We start from the raw sequence: 17,050 nt of genomic DNA on the forward strand, positions 1-17,050 counted from the left end.
GCCTGCAGAGGGCCGCTAGGGTGGCCGCATGAGCGAGAGGGAGCGCCGCCGGCGACCGCTGTCGCCGCGTGTGCTGCGGTGGGAGGACCGGACGGCCTGGCCGATGTTCGCCCTGTCGCTGGTGTTCTTCGCGGCGTGGGTCTGGAGCCTGGCGGACACGAAGCTGACCGTGCACCAACAGAACCTCCTGGTGGGGCTGATCGGCGTCCTGTGGATCGTGTTCATCGCCGACATCGTGGTGCGCCTCGCGATCTGCGGGTCGCCGCGGGAGTTCCTGCGCACACGATGGTTCGAAGCGGTCGCGCTGGTGATCGTCTACCTGCGTCCGTTCGTGATCCTCGCCTACCTGTGGCGGCTGCCGTGGTTCCGCGCCAGCGCCTCGCGGCAGCGGCTGCGCCTGGTGATCCTCGTCTCGATCTTCACGCTGCTGTTCGTGTTCACGGCGTCGACGCTCGTGTGGCTCGCCGAGCGGCAGGACGCCCACGCGAACATCGTCAACCTGGGCGATGCGATCTGGTGGGGCTTCTCGACCCTGGCGACGGTCGGCTACGGCGACTTCGTCCCGGTGACACCGCTCGGTCGGACGATCGCCGTGGGGCTCATGATGGGAGGGCTCATCGTGCTGGGTGTCACCAGCGCCACGGTGATCTCCGCGCTCACCGACCAGATGCACCGGGTGGGCCAGCGTCTCCAGCACGAACGCGCGCTCGACGCCGCCCGCGGCTCGACGCCGGGGGACGCCGACGATTCGATGCCATCATGAGCGCATGACCCTCGCTTCCTGGACAGCGCCCACGAGCCGGCAGAGCGCGCACGAGGAAGGCCGCCGCGAGCGCCGACGCTTCCCCCGGAGGATGCTGGCCGAACTGCCGACGCGCCGACGCGACCCCCTCGGCATCCTCTCCGCCCAGAACGCCGCTCGCGTCGCTGAGCTCGTGCCGCTGCGCGACGAGCGCATGTCGGCCAGCCCTTTCGCGTTCTATCGCGGCACCGCGGCGCTCATGGCGGACGACCTCGCGGCGGGGCCGACCAGCGGCATCCTCGTCGCGTCGTGCGGCGACGCCCACGTCGCCAACTTCGGCTTCTACGCCTCGCCCCAGCGCACGCTCGTGTTCGATCTCAACGACTTCGACGAGTCGGCGTGGGCCAGCTGGGAGTGGGACCTCAAGCGCCTGGTCGCCAGCATCGTCGTCGCCGGTCAGGCGACCGGACGCGACGACGCGGTCACCGCGGATGCCGCGCGCGCCGCGGTCGTGCGCTACGCGCGGGCCCTCGCCGTCGGCGACACCACGACGCCGCTCGCGCGGTTCTACCAGCACTTCGACGCCGCGGGCGGCCTGATCGGAGGCGACAAGGCGTCGCGGAAGGTGCTGCGTGCGGCGATCGCGGACGCCGAGAAGCGCACCGGCGACAAGGCCGTGCGCAAGATGACCGCCCTCGATCCCGACGGCCGGCTGCGCTTCGTGGAACAGCCGCCGACGATGACCCACGTCACCGACGAGATCGTCGCCGCGGTGGATGCCTCCCTCGCCCAGTACATCGCGACCACCCGCGCCGATGTGCAGCTGGTCCTGTCGCACTACTCGCTGTCGGACGTCGTGCGTCGCGTCGTCGGCGTGGGCAGCGTGGGCACGCGCTGCTACGTGGCCGTGTTCGTCGACGGCGACGGGGCCGCCCTGCTCATGCAGGTGAAGGAGGCCGGCCGCAGCGTGCTCGAGGAGTACGGGGGCGCCGCGCAGCCCGCCGAGCTCGCCTCGTTCGTGGCGAGCCACGGGCAGGGCGGCCGGGTCGTCGCCCTGCAGCGGATCCTGCAGGGCTCGTCCGACCCGTTCCTCGGGCACTTCCGCGGCGCGAGCACCGACTACTACGTGCGCCAGTTCCGCGACATGAAGGGCGGGATCGACGCGGAGACGCTCGAGGACGCGCCCTTCCGGCTCTACGCCCAGGCGTGCGCCACGGTGCTGGCGCGTGCCCACGGCCAATCCCCGAACGCGGCGCGCGTGGTCGGCTACCTGGGTGCGGGGCGGGCCGCCGCAGAGTCCATCGTGGAGTGGGCGTACGGATACGCGGCGCTCTCCCGCACCGACTACGGCGCCTTCGTCGACGCCGTCGGCACCCGCACCGTCTAGTCGCCGCTACTGCTCGGGATCGGCGTCCGCCGCGGGCAGCGGTCGCCACAGGACGACTTCCGTCGCCCGGCGCACGCGCGTGCCGTGGCGGAGGGTCACGACCGACCCCGTCGCCCCCGCCGCGAAGACGCGGGAGCGACGGGCGAGCTCCTCCTGCAGCCGCTGCTCCAGCTCGGCGACGCGACGGCGCAGGCCCCGCGCCTCGTTCTCGAGCTCGATCAGCCGCGAGATGGCCGGCAGGCTCATGCCCTCGGCCGAGAGCGCGGCCACCTCGCGCAGCTGCTTGACGTGACGCAGCGAGTAGCGCCGCGACCCGCCCTGGGTGCGGCCGGGGACCACCAGGCCCAGCCGGTCGTACTGGCGGAGGGTCTGCGGGTGCATGCCGGCGAGCTCGGCGGCGACGGCGATCGCGAAGATCGGGGCCTCCTCGTCGGGCTGCTCGTCGCTCATCGTCACTCCCGGGCCCTGGCCATGAGGTCGGCGCGCGGATTCTCCTTCGGCTCCAGCTCGTGGAAGCGCTCCAGCGCCTCCTTCGCCTGGTCGTCCAGGTGCGCCGGGACGGCGACCTGGACCTCGGCGAGCAGATCGCCCGTGCCCTTCGCGGTGTGGACCCCTCGGCCCTTGACCCGCAGCACGCGACCCGACGGGGTGCCGGGCGCGACGCGGAGCTTCACGGGATCGCCGCCGAGCGTCGGCACCTCGATCGTCGCCCCCAGCGCCGCCTCCGTGAAGGTCACCGGGACGGTCACGCGCAGGTTGAGCCCGTCGCGCGTGAACACCGGATGCGGCCGCACGGTGACGCTCACGACGACATCGCCCGCCTCGCCGCCGTCGGGCGACGGCCGTCCGCGTCCGCGCAACCGGATCTTCTGGCCGTCGGAGACGCCGGCCGGGATCTTCACCTTGAACGGCTTGCCGTCCTCGCCGGCGAGCGTGATGGTCTCGCCCTTGACGGCGGTCTGGAAGTCCAGCGTGGTGCGCGCGGTGACGTCGGCACCGCGCTGCGGACCGCCGTAGCCGCGGAATCCGCCGGTCGACTGACCGAAGCGTCCCGAGCCGAAGCCGCCGCCCTGGCCGAACATCGAGAACAGGTCGTCGAAGTCGGCCGACTGCGCCGATCCGCGCGACTGGCCGAAACGGCTGAAGACGTCCTCGAACCCGCCGGCACCCGCGCCGGGCGCCTGGAAGCGTGCGCCTCCGGCGCCCATCGCGCGGATCTGGTCGTACTCCTCGCGCTGGGCCTTGTCGGAGAGCACGGCGTACGCCTCGCTCATCTCCTTGAACTTCGCCTCTTTCGCCGGGTCTCCCTGCGTGGAGTCCGGGTGGTAGGTGCGCGCGAGCTTGCGGTACGCCTTCTTCAGGTCGGCCTCGGACACGTCCTTGGAGACGCCCAAGACCTTGTAGAAGTCCTTGTCGAACCAATCCTGACTGGCCATGGACACCTCCTCCCGTCAGTCGGCGGAACCGGCGACGACGACCTTGGCCGGTCGCAGTTCGATCGTGCCCAGGCGGTAGCCGACCTCGACGACATCGAGGATGGTGCCGTCCTCGACCCCGCCGGGGTTCGGGGCGTGGAAGATCGCCTCGTGCTGCTGCGGGTCGAAGGCCTCGCCGGCGACGCCGTAGGTCTCCACCCCGAGGCGGGCGACGACGGCGCGCAGCTTCTCGGCGATCGCCAGCAGCGGCGAGCCCTCGACCAGATCGCCGTGCTTCTCGGCACGGTCGAGGTCGTCGAGCACGGGCAGCAGTCCCTTGGCGACCGAGCCCTTCGCGCGGGCGATCTCCACCTCGCGCTGCTCCTCGGTGCGCCGTCGGTAGTTGGCGTACTCGGCCTGCACCCGCTTGAGATCCAGCAGCAGGTCGCGGTCCTCGGGGGATGCCTCCGCCACCGCGGCCTCGTCCGTCTGCGCCGTGTCGAGGATGTCGTCGACGGTCAGCGCGTCGCCGTCATCCGCGGCCCCCTGCGAGTCGGGGCCGGAGGCGTGCGCCTCCGACCCCTCGTCACCGGGGACTTCGTCGATCGGCTCTTCGAAGTCCTTGTTCGTCATGGCTCGATTCTCTTACTTCTTCTCGTCCTCGTCGTCGACGACCTCGGCGTCGATCACGTCCTCCTCGGGGTTCGGCACGCTGCCGTTGCCCGGGTCGGCCACCGTGGGGTCGCCCTGCTCGCCCGCCGCCTGCGCCGAGGCGTAGATGGCCTCGCCGAGCTGCTGCTGCGACGCGTTGAGCTTGTCGAACGCGTTCTTCACGGCATCCTCGTCGTCACCGGCGAGCGCGGTCTTCAGCGCGTCGACGTCGGCCTGGACGGAGGTCTTCACCTCGGCGGGGAGCTTGTCCTCGTTGTCCTTGATGAGCTTCTCGATCGAGTACGAGAGGGTCTCGGCCTGGTTGCGGACCTCGGCGGCCTCGCGGCGCTTCTTGTCCTCGGCGGCGTGCTCCTCAGCCTCGCGCACCATGCGCTCGATGTCGTCCTTGGGCAGCGACGAGCCGCCGGTGATCGTCATCGACTGCTCCTTGCCGGTGCCCTTGTCCTTCGCGGACACGTGGACGATGCCGTTGGCGTCGATGTCGAAGGTGACCTCGATCTGCGGGATGCCGCGGGGAGCCGGCGCGATGCCGGTCAACTCGAACGTGCCCAGCGGCTTGTTGTCGCGGGTGAAGTCGCGCTCGCCCTGGAAGACCTGGATCGCGACCGACGGCTGGTTGTCGTCGGCGGTCGTGAAGGTCTCGCTGCGCTTGGTCGGGATGGCCGTGTTGCGCTCGATGAGCTTGGTCATGATGCCGCCCTTGGTCTCGATGCCGAGGCTCAGGGGGGTGACGTCGATGAGCAGCACGTCCTTGCGCTCACCCTTGAGGACACCGGCCTGCAGGGCGGCGCCGACGGCGACGACCTCGTCCGGGTTGACGCCCTTGTTGGGCTCCTTGCCGCCGGTGAGCTGCTTGACCAGCTCGGTGACCTGCGGCATGCGGGTCGATCCGCCGACGAGCACGACGTGGTCGATGTCGCCGACCTTGATGCCGGCCTCGGCGATGACGTCGTTGAACGGCTTCTTCGTGCGGTCGAGGAGGTCCTTGGTGAGGTCCTCGAACTTGGCACGGGTGAGGGTCTCCGACAGCGAGACGGGGCCCGACTCCGTCAGCGACAGGTAGGGCAGGTTGATGGAGGTGCTCGTCGAGCTCGACAGCTCCTTCTTGGCCTGCTCGGCCGCCTCCTTCAGACGCTGCAGCGCGATCTTGTCGCCCGAGACGTCGACGCCGGTGGTGTCCTTGAACTGCTTGATGAGGTAGTCGACGACGCGCTGGTCCCAGTCGTCGCCGCCGAGGCGGTTGTCACCGGCGGTGGCGCGCACCTGGATCGTGGAGAAGTCGTCGTCCTTGCCCACCTCGAGCAGGGACACGTCGAACGTGCCGCCACCGAGGTCGAAGACGAGGATGAGCTCGTCCTCCTTGCCCTTGTCCAGGCCGTAGGCGAGCGCGGCGGCGGTGGGCTCGTTGATGATGCGCAGGACGTTGAGGCCCGCGATCTCACCGGCATCCTTCGTCGCCTGACGCTCGGCGTCGTTGAAGTACGCGGGGACGGTGATGACGGCGTCGGTGACGCTGTCGCCCAGGTACTCCTCGGCGTCGCGCTTGAGCTTCTGGAGGATGCGCGCGGAGATCTCCTGCGGGGTGTACTGCTTGCCGTCGATCGACTGGGTCTTCCAGTCGGTGCCCATGTGCCGCTTGACCGACGAGAGCGTGCGGTCGACGTTGGTGACGGCCTGGCGCTTGGCGGTCTCGCCGACGAGCACCTCGCCGTCCTTGGTGAAGGCCACGACCGACGGGGTCGTGCGGAAGCCCTCGGCGTTGGCGATGACCTTCGGCTCGCCGCCCTCGAGGACGGAGACGACGGAGTTCGTCGTCCCGAGGTCGATACCCACTGCACGTGCCATTGTGTTCCCTTTCGTGAAACGGATCTGAGGAAGTCTGCGGGGTTGAGTCCTACCGGCTCAACTTCGATGTGTTCCACGATAGCCCCGGCATCCACGGCTGTCAAACCCAAGTTGATATGAATCGGCTCAACTTTCGTGACGGATGCCGGGAGTAACGTGACCTGCACGCGCGATGACGCGCCACCCGGTGTTCACCGAAGGGACATACCGTGACGAACATGTCACTGCCCGACCAGCCCGCCCCGCCGGCACCCCTCGCCCGCTCGACCGGTCGTGGCGCCGTGCTCGCGTGGGGGCTGTGGGACTGGGGATCGGCCTCGATCAACGCCGTCGCCACCTCGTTCGTGTTCACCGTGTACCTCACCGGCAGCGCCTTCGGTGACGCGGCGAGCACGTCGCAAGCCCTGTCGCTGGCCCTCACCCTCGCCGGCCTGGTGGTGCTCATCACGGCGCCGATCACAGGACAGCGCTCGGACGCCTCGGCGCATCGCAAGCGGTGGCTCGCCATCAACACCGGTGTGGTCGTGCTCATGCTGGCGCTGATGATCTTCGTCCGCGAAGACACCGCCTACCTGTGGTTCGGGCTCACGCTGCTCGCGGTCGGCACCATCTTCTACGAACTGGCGAGCGTGAACTACAACGCGATGCTCTCCCAGATCTCCACGCCGCGCACGGTGGGCAAGGTCTCCGGCTTCGGCTGGGGGATGGGCTACCTGGGGGGCATCGTGCTGCTGCTCGTGCTCTACTTCGGGCTCATCAAGCCCGACGTAGGACTGTTCGGCGTCACGGGGGCCGACGGCATGGCCGTGCGCGTGTCGATGCTCCTCGCCGCGATCTGGTTCGCTCTGTCGGCCCTCCCCCTGCTGTTCGCGGTGCCGGAGAACACGCCGTCCACGCCCGGTGCGGCGCGCATCGGCTTCTTCGCCTCCTACCGGGTGCTCTTCGGAACGGTCGCCTCGCTGTGGCGCGAGAGCCGTCCGACCGTCTGGTTCCTCCTCGCCAGCGCGATCTTCCGCGACGGACTCACGGGAGTCTTCACCTTCGTCGGAGTGCTGGCGACCGGCACATTCGGGCTCACCGCCGCGGACGTGCTCATCTTCGCCATCGCCGCCAACGTCGTGGCGGGCATCGTGACCATGGCGTCGGGCTTCTTCGACGACCGGTTCGGACCGAAACCGGTCATGATCGTCTCGCTCGTCGCGCTCGTGGTCGGCGGCATCCTGATCTTCGTGCTCCACGACGGAGGGCCTGCCGTGTTCTGGGGTCTCGGCCTCGCGATGGCGATGTTCGTCGGCCCCGCCCAGTCCGCGTCGCGTACGTTCCTGGCCCGCAGCATCCCCACCGGTCGCGAGGGAGAGGTGTTCGGCCTCTATGCGACGACCGGCCGCGCCGCCGTCTTCCTCGCCCCGATGATGTTCGGCGTCTTCGTCACGCTCGGAGGCGATCAGTACTGGGGCGTGCTCGGGCTCGTCGCCGTGCTGCTCGTGGGGCTGGCACTGCTGATCCCCGTGCGTCCGCCCGCCCGCTGATCTCGCCGCCCGGTCGCTGAGCGAGCGCAGCGAGCCGAAACGCAGGACCCTGCCGGATGCCGAGCCGCGCTCAGTCGCGGCGCGGGCGCCGCTCGCCGCGGTCGGGACGCTCGCCGCGGTCCGGACGCTTGGCGGAGCGCTGGAAGCGGTCGGGCTTGATCTCGATGAGGCGGCCGCTGATCCGCGTGCCCTCGAGCCGCTGGAGCGTGTCGCGGGGGAGGTCGGCGGGCAGCTCCACGAGCGAGAAGTCGGGACGGATCTGAATCGCGCCGAAGTCCTCGCGACGCAGGCCGCCCTCGTTCGCGAGCGCACCGACGATCTGGCGCGGCTCGACCTTGTGACGGCGCCCGACCTCGATGCGGTACGTGGCGGTGGGTCCGCCGCTGCGCTCACGCCGGGGCCGGTCGCCGCGGTCGCCGCGGTCACCGTCACGGACGGGACGGTCGCCGCGGTCGCCGCGGTCCGCGCGCTCGCGGCGCGGCTCGGGGGCGTCCGCATCCAGCAGCAGCGGGGTCTCACCCTGCGCGACGACGGCGAGCGCGGCGGCGACATCCGCCTCGGGCACGTCGTGGTGCGTGACGTAGTGGTTGATGATGTCGCGGAAGCGGTCGATGCGCTCGGTCTCGGCCAGCGCCGCCGTGATCGCGTCGTCGAAGCGGGTGAGGCGCGTCGCGTTGACGTCCTCGGCGCTCGGCAGCGACATCTCGGTGAGGGGCTGGCGCGTCGCCTTCTCGATGGAGGCGAGCATCCGGCGCTCGCGCGGCGTGACGAAGCTGATCGCGTCGCCCGAGCGGCCGGCGCGGCCGGTGCGGCCGATGCGGTGGACGTACGACTCGGTGTCGATGGGCAGATCGAAGTTGACGACGTGGCTGATCCGCTCGACGTCGAGACCGCGGGCGGCGACGTCGGTGGCGACGAGGATGTCGAGCTTGCCGTCCTTGAGCTGGTTGACGGTCCGCTCGCGCTGCACCTGCGCGACGTCGCCGTTGATGGCGGCCGCGGCGTATCCGCGCGCCCGCAGCTTCTCGGCGAGGGTCTCGGTCTCGTTCTTCGTGCGGGTGAAGACGATCATGCCCTCGAAGTTCTCGACCTCGAGGATGCGGGTGAGCGCGTCGACCTTCTGCGGGTACGACACGATCAGGTAGCGCTGGGTGATGTTGGTCGCGGTCGAGGTCTTCGCCTTGACGTTGATCTCCTCGGCATCCTTCAGATACGTGCCGGCGAGGCGACGGATCTGCGCGGGCATCGTCGCCGAGAAGAGCGCGACCTGCTTGCCCGCGGGGGTGTCGGCGAGGATCGTCTCGACGTCCTCGGCGAAGCCCATCTTCAGCATCTCGTCGGCCTCGTCGAGCACGAGGAACCGCAGCTCGGAGAGGTCGAGGGTGCCCTTGTCGAGGTGGTCCATGATGCGACCGGGGGTGCCGACGACGATGTGCACGCCGCGGCGGAGCGCCGACAGCTGCTGCCCGTAGCCCTGGCCGCCATAGACGGGCAGCACGTGCACGCCGCGGAGGTGACCGGCGTAGGACTCGAACGCCTCGCACACCTGCAGGGCGAGCTCGCGGGTCGGCGCGAGCACGAGCGCCTGCGGCGTCTTCTGCGACAGGTCGAGCTGCGAGAGGATCGGCAGCGCGAACGCGGCCGTCTTGCCGGTGCCGGTCTGCGCGGTGCCGAGCACGTCGCGACCCGCGAGCAGCGGCGGGATCGTCGCGGCCTGGATGGCCGACGGCGTCTCGTAGCCGACGTCCTTCAGCGCCTTGAGCACCGCGGCGTCGAGGCCGAGGTCGGCGAATCCGGGCGCCGCCGGAGCCTCGGCGGAGTCGGCGATGCGGGTGTCGGGCGCGGGAGCGGCCTCGACGGGATCGGTGGAGCTGTCAGAGGCCATGTGACCACGGTAGTCGCCCGGCGCCGTCACCACCCCATCGAGCCGGGCACTCCCTTGAACGGCCCGACGACGTTCGCCGTCACCCACCCGCCGTAGAACCCTCCCGGCTGCGGGGTGACGACCTCCCCGTCGACGGTGCACGCGTCCATCGGGGCGGCGTAGACGGCCACCCGATCGCGCAGGATGCCGTAGCCCGCCGAGGGCTGCGGATAGTTCCACGCCGCCCCCGGACGGGTGAGGCCGCCGCCCACCACGTCGAGGTAGCGGGCGGCACCCTTGAACTCGCAGAACGAGGAGCCTTCGGCATCCACCAGCGCACCCGGGGCGAAGTCGGCGATCGGCAGGTAGTAGACCGGCGGATGACTGGTCTCGAGCACGCGCACCGCGTCACGCGTGTCGGCGATCAGCTCACCGCCGAGGCGGATCGTCACCCGTGCCGCGACCGGCTCGACGCGGGGCGGGCGGGGGTAGTCCCACACCGACTCCTGCCCGGGAGCCGGCGTTTCGGGGAGAGGGCGGGGCATGCGCCCACTGTACGTGCGTCGGTGTTGACTGGACGCATGACCGTGATGCCGATGTTTCCTCTCGGGGCGGTGCTCTTCCCCCACACGCCCCTGCCGCTGCGGGTGTTCGAGCCGCGGTATCTGCAGCTGATGGGCGAGCTGCTCGACAGCGACGACCCGCAGTTCGGTGTCGTGCTGATCGAGCGCGGACACGAGACCGGCGGCGGCGATCAGCGGTCCGACATCGGCACGCTGGCGCGCCTCGTCAACGTCGCGGCCGGGGCGGACGCTCTGCAGGTGGTCGCCGTCGGCACCGACCGGTTCACCGTCGACGGGTGGCTCGACGACGACCCCTACCCGCGGGCGGAGGTCTCCCGGCGGGATCCGCTGGTGTGGAACGACGCGCTGACACCGCTGCGCACCGAGGCCGAGGCGATCGTGCGGCGGGTGCTCGGCCGGTTCCCCGACGCGCCGTGGGGAGCGCACATCGAGCTGTCGTCCGACCCGGTGGCCGCGGTGTGGCAGATCGCCGCGATCGCCCCGCTGGTGGAGTACGACCAGCAGCGACTCCTGCGGGCGACGACGATGGGCGGCCTGCTGCAGCAGATCATCGATCTGACGCTCGAAGTCGACGAGATCTGGCCCGCCGACGACTGACGGCGGCGCTCAGCCTCGCGGCCAGGCGGCGGCGAGCTTCGTGAGCAGTCGGGCGAGGTCGGCGCGTTCGGTCTCGCTGAAGTCCGCGAGGGCGGCGGCGAGGTGCTCCCGGCGCCGTCCGCGGAACCCCGTCGCGACCCGCTCCCCCGTCGGCGTGAGCGCGATGCGCGTGCGACGGGCGTCGTCGGGGTCGGCCTCGCGCCGCACCAGACCCATCTCGACGCTCTGCTGCACCAGCCGCGACGCCCGCGGCTGATCCACTCCGATCGCCTCGCCGAGCTCGCTCACGCTGAGCGGGTGGGATGCCGCGTGCAGCGCTTCGATCAACCGCAGCCGCGCCGGGCCGCCCATGCGGATCGCGGGGCCGCCCTCTCGGGCGCCGGGCCAGGACGGCGGCGTCCCGACGTCGTGATGACCGCCGTGGCGACCGCGTCCGCCCCTCATCCAGGGCGGGCCGCCCGCTCCCTCCTCCGCGCCCGGGGGACGCCCGTGGCGGTCACCGCCGCCGGGGCCCGGACCCCGCCCGCGCAGACGACCGAGGGCGGCATCGATGGCATCGAGGTCGGCGTCGGAGGGTGAGGAGTCGGCATCCGGCATACCTCGAATTTACATGTCTCTTGACATGTTCCGGCATTGCATGTCACACTGCATATACATGCACATTGACATGCAAATGGATCGCACCCGCGATCCCTCACGAAAGGACCTCCCATGGAGAACCTCACAGACATCCCCGAAACCACCCCCGCCGTCCCCGACCAGCGCGCCTTCGCCCGCGAGGTGCGCAGGGTCGCTCGTGCGCTCTGGCAGGAGCGCGCCGCCGCGTTCACGGCCGACGACATCGGCCCGCGCGAGGCGCGACTGCTGCACCTGCTCGCCTCCGATCGCGCCGCCGACCTGCCGGAGCACCTGCCGCACGGCGGCAAGCGCCTTCGCCGGCTGGCCGAGCGCGGCTGGGCGACCGAGACCGACGGCACCTGGACGCTGACCGAGGCCGGCCGCGCCGCCGCCCAGCGACTCACCCAGCACCTCACCCACCGCAGGGAGGAGATCGGAACCCGCCTGGCCGCGGCCGTGTCGGCCGACGACCTCGCGTCCGCCACGACGACCCTCGAGGCCGTCGCCCGTGCGCTCGGCGCTCCGGACGGTGACGGCCCGGACGGCCATCCCCGACACCGCCGCCACGGCTTCGGACCCGGCGCGCACGGCTTCGGACCCGGCGCGCACGGTCGGGGCCGGGCTCATCACGGCGCGGGCTGCCGCGACCACGCCCCGCGTCAGCGCGACGCGGAGAGCGCGTACGAGCGCGGCTTCGCCGCCGGTTTCAGCGAGGGCCGCACCGCCGCCGGGGCGTGAGCCCGTCCCGAACCGGCGCGCGCCCGTCCCGAACTCCTCCGATCGACGCCCTCACCGTCGCCGCAGCCCCGCGTCCACGCGGCTCCTGCGGCGGCACGGGACGCCAGTGGAGGAGTCCGGGACCGCGCCGGACCCCGCCCGACCGCGCCCCGCGCGTCAGCGCGGCGTGCGCCGCCACCAGGACGGCATCCGGACGCCCTGCTCGTTGCCGCTCTCGACGTCGAGCCCGTAGTGCTCACCGACGTAGTCGACGAGCTGGGCACGCTCCGCCCGGTCGTAGACGCGCCGCTCCCGTCGGAAGGCGATGACGGTCGACCAGCACATGAGCAGCATGACCACACTGAACGGCAGCGCGATCGTGATCGCCGCGGTCTGCAGCGCCGACAGCCCGCCGGCGAGGAGCAGCGCGATCGCGAGCGCCGCCGTGGCGAGCGTGAAGAACACCCGCACCCACCGCTTCGGCTCCGCGTCGCCGCCGGTCGCCAGCATCCCCATCACGAGCGCGCCGGAATCGGCGGAGGTGACGAAGAAGATGCCGATCAGCACGATCGCGCCGATCGTCAGCACCTGCCCGGCGGGCAGATGCGCGAACAGCTGGAACAGCGCGCCCTGCAGATCGACGCTGCCGTCCGGGAGCAGCATCGACCCGGGGGCGTTCAGCTCCTGGTAGAGCGCGGAGCCTCCGAGCACCGCGAACCAGATGATGCCCACGAGCGTCGGCACGATCAAGACGCCCAGCACGAACTCCCGAACGGTGCGCCCCTTGCTCACGCGGGCGATGAAGATGCCGACGAACGGGGCCCACGAGATCCACCAGCCCCAGTAGAACGAGGTCCAGGCCGCCTGCCACTGCTCCCCCGCCTCGCCCTGGAACGCGCTGACGGTGAAGCTCAGCCCGACGAAGTTCTGCAGGTACGCCCCGATCGACTGCACCCATTCCCGCAGCAGGTATTCGGTGTGCCCGACGACGAGCACGAACACCAGCAGAAGCGCCGCCAGCACGAGGTTGAAGGTCGACAGCCACTTCATGCCCTTGGCGACGCCCGACAGCACCGAGAACAGCACGAAGACGGTGATGACGCCGATGATGACCACCTGCATGAGGGTGTCGGGGGTGCCGAACCCGGCGCTGGAGAGGCCGGCGCCGATCTGCATGACGCCCAGGCCGAGCGAGGTGGCGACGCCGAACACGGTGCCGACCAGGGCGATCGTGTCGATCACGTTGCCCCAGGTGCCGCGCACGTGCCGTCCCAGCAGAGGCTCCAACGCCCAGCGGATCGAGATCGGCCGCCGGCGGCGGTGGATGGCGTAGGCCAGCGCGACCCCGACGACGACGTAGATGGCCCACGCCTGCACGCCCCAGTGCAGGTAGGTCTGGATGAGTGCGCTCTGCGCGAGCTGCGCGTCGGTTCCGGTGACGCCCGGCCGGGGCGAGACGAAGTGGCTGAGCGGCTCGCTCACGCCGTAGAACACGAGCCCGATCCCCATGCCCGCCGCGAACAGCAGGGAGAACCAGGCGCCGACCGAGAACTCCGGCTCGTCGTCGTCCTTGCCGAGCTTGATGTCGCCGAAGCGGCTGAAGCCCAGCACCAGGGCGAAGGCGACGAAGAAGGCCGAGATCAGCACGTAGTACCAGCTGAACGTGCGGACGATCGTGGCCTGCACCGCGGCGAACGCGCTCTCGGCGGTCGCCGGGAACAGCACCGCGAAGGCGGTGACCAGGACGATGATCGCCGCCGCCGGCCAGAACACCCAGCGGGCGAGCGGGCGTGAGGCCAGCGGATCGGCCGCCGGCGCCGCCGGGCTCGCCCCGCTCATGCGCCCCGCGCTCCGGCGTCGGTGGACCCGACATCCGTGCGGTGGAAGTTCTGGAACGACCGCGACGCCGTCGGACCGCGCTGGCCGTGGTAGCGGTTGAGGTACGGGCCGGTGCCGTAGGGGTTCTCCGCCGCGGACGACAGGCGGAAGAAGCAGAGCTGGCCGATCTTCATGCCGGGCCACAGCTTGATGGGCAGCGTCGCGACGTTCGACAGCTCCAGGGTGACGTGGCCCGAGAAGCCGGGATCGATGAACCCCGCCGTCGAGTGGGTCAGCAACCCGAGGCGGCCGAGCGAGGACTTGCCCTCCAGCCGCGCGGCGATGTCGTCGGGCAGCGTCACCTGCTCGAACGTCGACCCGAGCACGAACTCGCCGGGGTGCAGGATGAACGGCTCGTCGGGCCGCACCTCGATGAGGTGTGTCAGATCGGGCTGGTCCTCGGCCGGGTCGATGAACGGGTACTTGTGGTTGTCGAACAGCCGGAAGTACCGGTCGAGCCGCACGTCGACGCTCGACGGCTGCACCATCGCGGGGTCCCAGGGCGCGAGCCCGACCCGTCCGGTGGAGATCTCGGTGCGGATGTCACGATCGCTGAGCAGCACGCCGCCAGCCTACTGGCCGTGTCCGGCGACCGCCGCCGGGTCAGCCGTCGACGGATGCCGCGACGGCCAGAGCGGACCGGGTCAGAAGCCCGGTGATCTCCTCCGCGGGGCGATCGGAGGCGATGGCGAGCTCGATGAGCACGTCCTCCGCGAACGCGACCCAGGCGCGGGCCGCCACCCGCAGCGTCGCCGAGTCGGCGTGGCCCAGTTCCCGGAAGACGTCGAGGATGCGGCGGGCGTTCTCGTCGCGTGCCTCGTCGACGAGCTCGCGCACGACGGGGTCGCCGCTGGCGACGCCCCGCACGAGCGAGTAGAAGGTCCCGGTGTGGGCGCGCACGAACGCGACGATGCGTGCGACGGTGTCGTCGAGGCGCTCGCGCGGCGGCAGCTCCTCGCGCGGCGCGGATGCCGCGATCAGCGCGTCCCGCGCCGTCGTCACCACCGCGGTGTGGAGTCCCTGACGCGAGCCGAAGTAGTGGAACACCAGCGCCCGGGAGACGTCCTCCCGCGCGGCGAGGGCCTCGATCGTGAGGTCGTCGAGCGGCTGGGAGACGAGGAAGGCGACCCCCGAGGCGATCAGCTGGGCACGACGATCCTCCCGCGACAGGCGTCGACGCTGGTCGGAGGACATGTCCCGACCCTACCGAGCCGCTCCCCGACACCGAGGGCCCGGGCCACGTCGCAGGGGTCGGTGAGAGTTCTCTCACACTCGGTCGACCTTATTGACTGATTGTCAATTCGGGCGCACAGTCGATGATCGAGCGCGTCGGCAGCGGAGCCGGCGCCCACGGCATCCGGAGGATCGATGAGACTCTCGAACCCGACCCGCTCCCGCGCAGGGCGCATCACCCTCGCCACCGTCCCCGTCGTCCTGGCCTCGACGTTCCTGCTGGGCGGGGTCGCGCAGGGCGCCGTCCCCGTCTCGTTCGCCGTCTCCGGCAGCCAGTTCCAGATCAGCGCCTCCAAGCTCGAGGGCACCGGCTTCTCGCAGTACGCGGGGGTCACGCAGGACACCGCGGGCGGCTCGCACAACGTCGCGATCGCGAACATCGCGTCGGCCCAGCTCTACGACCTCTGTCAGTCGGTGATCTCCGACACCCCGCTCGGCAAGGTCGGCGTGCGGATCACCGCGGGCGGCGGCGGGAATCCCGCCTCGGCGACCGATCTGCAGATCGGCATGACCGACCTCAAGGGCGACTCGTCGTTCTCGAACATCCGCATCGGCGTGGACGCGTCCACGGTCAACACGGCGGCGAAGGGTTCCGTCGGCGATTTCGCTCAGGATGCCGACAGCGTCACCATCGACAACCTCCAGCAGATCTCCTGGAGCACGCAGGCCTCCGTGTTCACGCTGACCGGCATGTCGCTGACGCTGACGGACGGATCGACCGGATGCTTCTGACACGTCGGGCGGCCCGGGCGCCGCGCTCCCCCGGCCGCGGTCGGAGCTGGCGGCGCGAACGGCCGCTGGTCGGCGGCATCCTGCTCATCCTCGGCGGCCTCGTGATGTTCGGATCGAGCCAGCTCGACTTCGGCCGGCTGCACATCCACCTCGGCATCGAGGGGTTGCAGGCCGTCGTGATCCCCCTGCTGCTGATCGTGCTCGGCGCCCTGGTCATCGCGACACCGGCGCACCGCATCCTCTACGGCGTCATCGCGCTGGCGACGAGCGTCTACTCGATCGTCGGCGTCAACCTCGGCGGCTTCCTCGTCGGGTTCCTGCTGTCGGCCGTCGGCGGCATCCTGGCCGTCTCGTGGATGCCGCGCCCCGGCACCGACCCCGCCGCGGAGGCAGACGCGGACGCGGACAGGGAGCCCGAGGGGGCGATCGTCCCCGACGAGGCGGTCGCGCGATGACCGGTCGTCCGCGCGCCCGCGCGGCGGCGGTCGCGGCGGCGCTGCTCGCGCTCACGCCCGCCGTCATGGGGGCCGCGATCGTGCCGGCGACGTCGGTCGCGGCGTCGACCCCGCATCCGGCGGAGTGGTGCATCCCGATCATCCTGCCGTGCCACGGCGCCTCCTCGCCGTCGCCGAGTCCGTCGCCGTCGTCGTCGCCCACGGGGTCAGCCCCCGCCGTCCCGGATCCCGGGACTCCTGCGCCCGCACCGCCTCCCGCCCCGTCTCCCGCTCCGTCGGAGGGGAGCACGCCCCCGGCGGTCGCGCCCGTCGCCGACGAAGACGGGCCGGTGTTCACGCAGCCGTCCGCACAGCTCGGGTCGACGTCGCTGTCGTTCAGCGGGCTGCGGGGGATCTCGGTCGTGACGGTCCCCCTCGCGGACGGTTCGCGGACGACCGCGCTCAAGCTCGAAGCCGACCGCATCTCGATCTCGGGCTTCAGCCTGACCGTCCGCCACGAGACCGGCCCGATCCTGACGACGACCGCCGACACGATGACGCTCGAGGGCCACGTGGCCGTCTACCTCAACTCGCTGAGCGCGACGCTGCCCGGGGGCCGGCTGCTCACCCTGGGCGCCGACACCCCGCCGCCCGCCGAAGGCCTCGAGTCGATGTTCGGCGTGACCCTCGGTCTCGTCGGGTCGACGGCGGACTCCATCACCTACACGAACACGGTGCAGCACCTGTCGGAGTGACGGGGCGGCCGGCGGGCTCCGGTCGGTTTGCTAAGCTGGCCGCGCACC

The 17,050-nt window shown here is 71.1% G+C and carries 18 protein-coding genes; 8 read left to right on the plus strand and 10 right to left on the minus strand.

Annotation, left to right across the window (positions count from 1 at the left end; translation table 11 throughout):
* The first annotated feature begins 28 nt into the window (after positions 1-28).
* Complete coding sequence (locus AC6CQV_RS13180; RefSeq protein WP_060959727.1) at positions 29-763, plus strand: potassium channel family protein; 735 nt, start codon at positions 29-31, stop codon at positions 761-763.
* Between the two features lie 4 nt (positions 764-767).
* Complete coding sequence (locus tag AC6CQV_RS13185) at positions 768-2,129, plus strand: DUF2252 domain-containing protein (protein ID WP_498259702.1); 1,362 nt, start codon at positions 768-770, stop codon at positions 2,127-2,129.
* Between the two features lie 6 nt (positions 2,130-2,135).
* Here the strand turns inward: AC6CQV_RS13185 and AC6CQV_RS13190 are convergent, their stop codons facing one another.
* Genes AC6CQV_RS13190 through dnaK form a run of 4 tightly spaced genes read right to left on the minus strand, consistent with a single transcriptional unit; the run spans position 2,136 to position 6,061 of the window.
* Positions 2,136-2,579, minus strand: coding sequence for a heat shock protein transcriptional repressor HspR (locus AC6CQV_RS13190; RefSeq protein ID WP_101307131.1), 444 nt, complete (start codon positions 2,577-2,579; stop codon positions 2,136-2,138).
* A gap of 2 nt (positions 2,580-2,581) precedes the next feature.
* Positions 2,582-3,565: a DnaJ C-terminal domain-containing protein gene (locus AC6CQV_RS13195; protein WP_498259703.1), complete on the minus strand. Its 984-nt coding sequence runs from the start codon at positions 3,563-3,565 to the stop codon at positions 2,582-2,584.
* A 15-nt stretch (positions 3,566-3,580) separates the two neighbouring features.
* Positions 3,581-4,177, minus strand: coding sequence for a nucleotide exchange factor GrpE (locus AC6CQV_RS13200; RefSeq protein ID WP_101305361.1), 597 nt, complete (start codon positions 4,175-4,177; stop codon positions 3,581-3,583).
* A gap of 12 nt (positions 4,178-4,189) precedes the next feature.
* On the minus strand, positions 4,190-6,061 hold the full coding sequence (dnaK, locus tag AC6CQV_RS13205) for a molecular chaperone DnaK (RefSeq protein ID WP_060959731.1): 1,872 nt from the start codon (positions 6,059-6,061) through the stop codon (positions 4,190-4,192).
* Positions 6,062-6,279: 218 nt separating this feature from the next.
* Between dnaK and AC6CQV_RS13210 the strand changes: the two genes are divergently transcribed.
* On the plus strand, positions 6,280-7,590 hold the full coding sequence (locus tag AC6CQV_RS13210; RefSeq protein WP_060959775.1) for an MFS transporter: 1,311 nt from the start codon (positions 6,280-6,282) through the stop codon (positions 7,588-7,590).
* 70 nt (positions 7,591-7,660) lie between these two features.
* On the opposite strand, the gene AC6CQV_RS13215 is transcribed toward AC6CQV_RS13210, so the two are convergent.
* Positions 7,661-9,475, minus strand: coding sequence for a DEAD/DEAH box helicase (locus tag AC6CQV_RS13215; protein WP_232783972.1), 1,815 nt, complete (start codon positions 9,473-9,475; stop codon positions 7,661-7,663).
* Between the two features lie 26 nt (positions 9,476-9,501).
* Positions 9,502-9,999 carry a DUF427 domain-containing protein gene (locus tag AC6CQV_RS13220; protein WP_060959732.1) on the minus strand — a complete coding sequence of 166 codons (498 nt, stop codon included), beginning with the start codon at positions 9,997-9,999 and terminating at the stop codon, positions 9,502-9,504.
* Between the two features lie 36 nt (positions 10,000-10,035).
* On the opposite strand from AC6CQV_RS13220, the gene AC6CQV_RS13225 reads away from it, so the two are divergent.
* On the plus strand, positions 10,036-10,635 hold the full coding sequence (locus tag AC6CQV_RS13225) for an LON peptidase substrate-binding domain-containing protein (protein WP_205282037.1): 600 nt from the start codon (positions 10,036-10,038) through the stop codon (positions 10,633-10,635).
* Positions 10,636-10,644: 9 nt separating this feature from the next.
* Here AC6CQV_RS13225 and AC6CQV_RS13230 read toward each other — a convergent pair whose 3' ends face one another.
* Positions 10,645-11,232: a MarR family winged helix-turn-helix transcriptional regulator gene (locus AC6CQV_RS13230; RefSeq protein ID WP_498259704.1), complete on the minus strand. Its 588-nt coding sequence runs from the start codon at positions 11,230-11,232 to the stop codon at positions 10,645-10,647.
* A 114-nt stretch (positions 11,233-11,346) separates the two neighbouring features.
* On the opposite strand from AC6CQV_RS13230, the gene AC6CQV_RS13235 reads away from it, so the two are divergent.
* The gene (locus AC6CQV_RS13235; RefSeq protein ID WP_498259705.1) at positions 11,347-11,991 is read left to right on the plus strand and encodes a helix-turn-helix domain-containing protein; all 645 of its coding nucleotides are present in this window, start codon (positions 11,347-11,349) and stop codon (positions 11,989-11,991) included.
* Between the two features lie 156 nt (positions 11,992-12,147).
* Here AC6CQV_RS13235 and AC6CQV_RS13240 read toward each other — a convergent pair whose 3' ends face one another.
* Genes AC6CQV_RS13240 through AC6CQV_RS13250 form a run of 3 tightly spaced genes read right to left on the minus strand, consistent with a single transcriptional unit; the run spans position 12,148 to position 15,042 of the window.
* Positions 12,148-13,809 (minus strand): BCCT family transporter, encoded by a 1,662-nt coding sequence (locus AC6CQV_RS13240; protein ID WP_492491014.1) that lies wholly within the window; start codon positions 13,807-13,809, stop codon positions 12,148-12,150.
* Complete coding sequence (gene dcd / locus AC6CQV_RS13245) at positions 13,806-14,411, minus strand: dCTP deaminase (RefSeq protein ID WP_061782197.1); 606 nt, start codon at positions 14,409-14,411, stop codon at positions 13,806-13,808. Before dcd ends, AC6CQV_RS13240 begins: the two co-directional genes overlap by 4 nt.
* 40 nt (positions 14,412-14,451) lie before the next feature.
* Entirely contained in the window at positions 14,452-15,042 is a 591-nt protein-coding gene (locus AC6CQV_RS13250) for a TetR/AcrR family transcriptional regulator (RefSeq protein WP_060959736.1), read from the minus strand.
* Positions 15,043-15,216: 174 nt separating this feature from the next.
* Here AC6CQV_RS13250 and AC6CQV_RS13255 point away from each other — a divergent pair, with 174 nt between their 5' ends.
* From AC6CQV_RS13255 to AC6CQV_RS13265, 3 genes are read left to right on the plus strand one after another with little or no spacing between them, the layout of a single operon-like run.
* Positions 15,217-15,813: a DUF6230 family protein gene (locus AC6CQV_RS13255; protein ID WP_060959737.1), complete on the plus strand. Its 597-nt coding sequence runs from the start codon at positions 15,217-15,219 to the stop codon at positions 15,811-15,813.
* Positions 15,804-16,268, plus strand: a complete 465-nt coding sequence (locus AC6CQV_RS13260) for a DUF6114 domain-containing protein (protein WP_232783970.1) — start codon at positions 15,804-15,806, stop codon at positions 16,266-16,268. The genes AC6CQV_RS13255 and AC6CQV_RS13260 overlap by 10 nt, the downstream gene beginning before the upstream one ends.
* Positions 16,265-17,002, plus strand: coding sequence for a hypothetical protein (locus AC6CQV_RS13265; RefSeq protein WP_498259706.1), 738 nt, complete (start codon positions 16,265-16,267; stop codon positions 17,000-17,002). Before AC6CQV_RS13260 ends, AC6CQV_RS13265 begins: the two co-directional genes overlap by 4 nt.
* Positions 17,003-17,050 lie beyond the last annotated feature (48 nt).

This window comes from Microbacterium sp. EG9 (assembly GCF_059759475.1).

Excerpts from the sequence above, each read along its gene's own strand:
- AC6CQV_RS13180 (WP_060959727.1), top strand. The coding sequence starts at position 29 with ATGAGCGAGAGGGAGCGCCGCCGGCGACCGCTGTCGCCGCGTGTGCTG.
- AC6CQV_RS13185 (WP_498259702.1), top strand. The coding sequence starts at position 768 with ATGACCCTCGCTTCCTGGACAGCGCCCACGAGCCGGCAGAGCGCGCAC.
- AC6CQV_RS13190 (WP_101307131.1), bottom strand. The coding sequence starts at position 2,579 with ATGAGCGACGAGCAGCCCGACGAGGAGGCCCCGATCTTCGCGATCGCC.
- AC6CQV_RS13195 (WP_498259703.1), bottom strand. The coding sequence starts at position 3,565 with ATGGCCAGTCAGGATTGGTTCGACAAGGACTTCTACAAGGTCTTGGGC.
- AC6CQV_RS13200 (WP_101305361.1), bottom strand. The coding sequence starts at position 4,177 with ATGACGAACAAGGACTTCGAAGAGCCGATCGACGAAGTCCCCGGTGAC.
- dnaK (WP_060959731.1), bottom strand. The coding sequence starts at position 6,061 with ATGGCACGTGCAGTGGGTATCGACCTCGGGACGACGAACTCCGTCGTC.
- AC6CQV_RS13210 (WP_060959775.1), top strand. The coding sequence starts at position 6,280 with ATGTCACTGCCCGACCAGCCCGCCCCGCCGGCACCCCTCGCCCGCTCG.
- AC6CQV_RS13215 (WP_232783972.1), bottom strand. The coding sequence starts at position 9,475 with ATGGCCTCTGACAGCTCCACCGATCCCGTCGAGGCCGCTCCCGCGCCC.
- AC6CQV_RS13220 (WP_060959732.1), bottom strand. The coding sequence starts at position 9,999 with ATGCCCCGCCCTCTCCCCGAAACGCCGGCTCCCGGGCAGGAGTCGGTG.
- AC6CQV_RS13225 (WP_205282037.1), top strand. The coding sequence starts at position 10,036 with ATGACCGTGATGCCGATGTTTCCTCTCGGGGCGGTGCTCTTCCCCCAC.
- AC6CQV_RS13230 (WP_498259704.1), bottom strand. The coding sequence starts at position 11,232 with ATGCCGGATGCCGACTCCTCACCCTCCGACGCCGACCTCGATGCCATC.
- AC6CQV_RS13235 (WP_498259705.1), top strand. The coding sequence starts at position 11,347 with ATGGAGAACCTCACAGACATCCCCGAAACCACCCCCGCCGTCCCCGAC.
- AC6CQV_RS13240 (WP_492491014.1), bottom strand. The coding sequence starts at position 13,809 with ATGAGCGGGGCGAGCCCGGCGGCGCCGGCGGCCGATCCGCTGGCCTCA.
- AC6CQV_RS13250 (WP_060959736.1), bottom strand. The coding sequence starts at position 15,042 with ATGTCCTCCGACCAGCGTCGACGCCTGTCGCGGGAGGATCGTCGTGCC.
- AC6CQV_RS13255 (WP_060959737.1), top strand. The coding sequence starts at position 15,217 with ATGAGACTCTCGAACCCGACCCGCTCCCGCGCAGGGCGCATCACCCTC.
- AC6CQV_RS13260 (WP_232783970.1), top strand. The coding sequence starts at position 15,804 with ATGCTTCTGACACGTCGGGCGGCCCGGGCGCCGCGCTCCCCCGGCCGC.
- AC6CQV_RS13265 (WP_498259706.1), top strand. The coding sequence starts at position 16,265 with ATGACCGGTCGTCCGCGCGCCCGCGCGGCGGCGGTCGCGGCGGCGCTG.